Annotated in this window: 2 protein-coding genes; both read right to left on the bottom strand. The window is 75.5% G+C overall.

Annotation, left to right across the window (positions count from 1 at the left end; genetic code table 11):
• Window positions 1-1,902: ATP-dependent zinc metalloprotease FtsH (ftsH, locus tag ACIQOV_RS05590; protein ID WP_401045231.1), on the bottom strand; the 1,902-nt coding region annotated here is incomplete at its 3' end.
• Window positions 1,821-3,311 (bottom strand): threonine aldolase family protein, encoded by a 1,491-nt coding sequence (locus ACIQOV_RS05595; RefSeq protein WP_401045234.1) that lies wholly within the window; start codon window positions 3,309-3,311, stop codon window positions 1,821-1,823. The genes ftsH and ACIQOV_RS05595, both read right to left, overlap by 82 nt.
• Window positions 3,312-3,720: the final 409 nt, after the last annotated feature.

Below are 3,720 nucleotides of genomic sequence, written 5' to 3' on the forward strand. Positions count from 1 at the left end.
GTCGGGGGCGGGCTTGCCGGGCAGGCCCTCGGCCTTGGCGACGTTGCCGTCCACGATCACCTCGAACAGCTCCTCGATCCCGTCCACGTCCGCCGGCCCGTCCGGCTTCCGCAGCGAGACCGGCCGCTCGGGGCCCGGCGCCGGGTGCGTCAGGATGTCGAGCACCACCGCGCCGTCCACCGTCTCCTGGGCCACCAGCAGCGCCGCCAGCTCGTCCAGGTGGTGCCGGTGCTCGGTGAGCAGGCCGAGGGCCCGCCGCTCGGCCTGGCGCAGCAGGCCGGCCACCGCCTCGTCCACGGCGCGCTGGGTCTGCTCGGAGTACGGGCGGCGCAGCAGGTCCTCGGGGTTGTCGCCGAGGTAGTGCGGGGTGCCGCTGGAGTAGCCGACCGGCCCGAGCTCCGGGGAGAGGCCGAATTCCCGGACCATCCGGGTGGCGACCGAGGTGGCGTTGGCGAGGTCGTTGGCGGCGCCCGTGGAGCCTTCGCCGAAGACCACCAGTTCCGCCGCGCGGCCGCCGAGCTGGACGGTGAGCAGGTCGGTCAGGTAGCCCTCGCTGTACAGGTGCCGCTCGGCCTCGGGCAGCTGCTCGGTGGCGCCGAGGGCGACGCCGGCCGGGAGGATGGTCACCTTGGCGACCGGGTCGGCGCGCTCGCACAGCGCGGCCATCAGCGCGTGCCCGGACTCGTGCACCGCGACGGCGTGCCGCTCCTCGGGCAGCAGCGCGTTGGAGGACTCCCGGCGGCCGAGCAGCACCCGGTCGCGGGCGGTGTCGAGGTCGTCGGCGGTGAGGGTGGCCCGGTCGGCGCGCACGGCGTTGATGGCGGCCTCGTTGACCAGGTTGGCGAGGTCGGCGCCGGAGAAGCCGGGGGTGCCGCGGGCGAGCCGTCCGAGGTCGACGTCCGGGGACAGGGTCTTGCCGCGGGAGTGCACGGCGAGGATGGCGGCCCGCTCGGCCTGGTTGGGCAGCGGGACGGTGACCTGCCGGTCGAAGCGGCCGGGGCGCAGCAGGGCCGGGTCGAGGGCGTCCGGGCGGTTGGTGGCGGCGATGACGACGATGCCGGTGCTCTGGTCGAAGCCGTCCATCTCGGCGAGCAGCTGGTTCAGGGTCTGCTCGCGCTCGTCGTTGCCGCCGAACCGGGTGCCGCCCGCGCGCCGGCCGCCGACGGCGTCGATCTCGTCGATGAAGATGATCGACGGTGCGCGTTTGCGGGCCTCGTCGAAGAGGTCGCGGACCCGGGAGGCGCCGACGCCGACGAACATCTCCACGAAGCCGGAGCCGGTCACCGAGAGGAAGGGCACCGAGGCCTCGCCGGCGACCGCCCGGGCGAGCAGGGTCTTGCCGGTGCCCGGCGGCCCGACCATGATCACCCCACGTGGTCCCTTGGCCCCGGCGGCGGCGTACCGCTCCGGGCTGCGCAGGAAGTCGACCACCTCGCTGACCTCCTGCTTCACCCCCTCGTACCCGGCCACGTCGGCGAACCCGGTGTCCGGCCGCTCGGCCTCGATGATCTTGGCCCGGGACCGCCCGATGGCGCTCAGACCGCCGCCCAGCGAGCGGGCGGCCATCCGGCCGGACCAGAGGAAGAGCGCACCGAAGATCAGCAGCGGCAGGAACAGCAGCAGGGTCGACCAGATCGAGCCACTGCTGCTCCGGCTGCCGGTGACCGTCACGTGGTGGTCGGCGAGCGCGCCGCTGAGCTGGGAGGTGTCCAGGGCGGTGGGGATCTGGCTGGTGAAGTGGGTGCCGTCCTTGAGCGTGCCGCTCACCCCGCCGGTGTCACTGACGTTCACGGTCTGCACCTGGCCGGAGTCCACCCGGCTCACGAAGTCGGAGTAGCCGTAGCGCGTGCCGGGCTTGCCGGAACTGGAGAAGAGCACCAGCAGGAGCAGCGTGACCAGCACCGCGACGGGCAGCAGCCAGCGGCGCCACGACGGCGGAGGCGGAGCTTTGGCCGGACCGCCGGGGCCCTGGTTGCGGCCCTGGCCGGGCCCCTGACCGGGTCCTTGGTTCCGGCCCTGGCCGGGGCTCGGGCCTCGCGGCTGGCCCCAGCTCTGCCTCGGGCGCGGGCCCGGGTCGGAGCCGCGGTCGCCGCCACCGTGACGTCCGCGGCGGTCCAGTCGAGGGCGGGCGCGGCGACCGTGACCTCGGTCATCGACAGCCCGGGCGGCCCGCCCGCGCGCCAGGCGCCGAACAGCCCGATCCCGGTGTCCTCGGCCAGCCCCAGTCCGGCCTCCTCCAACTCCCCGACCGGGTGCGGCAGCCAGAGCTGGAACTGGTGGGTGTGCGGCGGGGCCGGGTGCACCCGGGCGCCGGGGACGGCGGCGAACGCCCGGGCCAGCGCCGCGGCGACCGTCCGGGCGTGCGCCACGTACCCGGGCAGCCGCGGCAGTTCGCGCTCCAGTCCGGTCAGCGCGGCCAGCGCGAACGGCCACTGCTGGTAGAGCTGCCCGCCGTAGCGGTGCCGCCAGGCCCGGGCGGTGCGGACGAAGCCGCCCGGACCCGCCAGCGCGGCGCCGCTGATCCCGCCGAGCGTCTTGTAGAAGGAGACGTAGACCGAGTCGGCCAGGGCGACGACCTCCGGCAGCGGCCGGCCGAGGGCGACCGCGGACTCCCAGATCCGGGCGCCGTCCAGGTGCAGCGCCGCACCGTGCTCCTCCCGCACCACCGCGGCCAGCTCCACCAGCTCCGCCCAGCCCGGCAGCACGAACCCGGCGTCGCGCAGCGGCAGCTCCAGGCTGAGCGCGGCGTACGGCTCGTCCAGGGCGCGCAGCTCCTCGGCGGTGGGCTGGCGCGGCTCGGTCGTCGGCCAGAGGCTGCGCAGGCCGGACAGGACGCCGAGCGCGTGCCGCTCGTGCCGGTCGGTGTGGGCCAGCGGGTGGGTGACCACGGTGCGTGGGCCGGCCGCCTCGGCGTGGATCCGCAGGGCGATCTGCTGGGCCATGGTGCCGGTCGGGAAGAAGGTCGCGTCCTCGGTGCCGAGCAGCCCGGCGACCCGGTGCTCCAGGGTGCGGACCACGCCGTCGCCGTACTGGTCCGGGCGGCCGTCCAGGTCGGGGACGGCGTGCGGCCCGGCGGCGGCGTCCGAGCCGGGAGCGGCATCCGGCCCGGGAGCGGCGTCCGAGCCGGGAGCGGCGTCCGGCCCGGGGCCGGCGTCCGGGAGCGGGCCGGCCAGGTCGGCGAGGCGTTCGCGGATGCTCTGCGGCCGGACGCCGGACAGCAGCCGCTCGCAGCCGCGCAGGGCGGCGAAGCGGCGGTCCGGCAGGCTCGGGCGGTCACTGGCGTCGGGGTCTTCGCTCCTGTTGCCATACATGGCTCGATGGTGCCGCAGCGGGCCGGACCGGTCAGCGGTCCGCACGAAAGCGGTTCGAGCCCGCCAAACCCGGGCCGCGCGTGGCGCTGGTCACAGGCCCGCGGCCCGGTACGACCGGCGGTAGTAGCGCGCCCGGGGGAACCGGCGGGCGCGCCGGAGCGGGCCTGGACGATCGGATCTCATGATCGGTACTCCATCGGGTTTGAATCTCCGGCGCCACGCCGACTACACGCCGTAGTACGTCACCCCGTTTGGGACTCCGCTCGGTGACCGTTACACCTGAGTGGTCCCCCGCTCAGCACGCGCCCGAACGGGCCCTTCGTGCTGCCCTCGTACGACCCGTGAGGTACGGCAAGCGATGTCCAACGTCCCGCCCTTGGCGCCGGCCCTGCGCCGGCTCGCCGCCCGT

This window comes from Kitasatospora sp. NPDC091257, from assembly GCF_044757675.1.
Classification (GTDB): domain Bacteria; phylum Actinomycetota; class Actinomycetes; order Streptomycetales; family Streptomycetaceae; genus Kitasatospora; species Kitasatospora lactacystinica.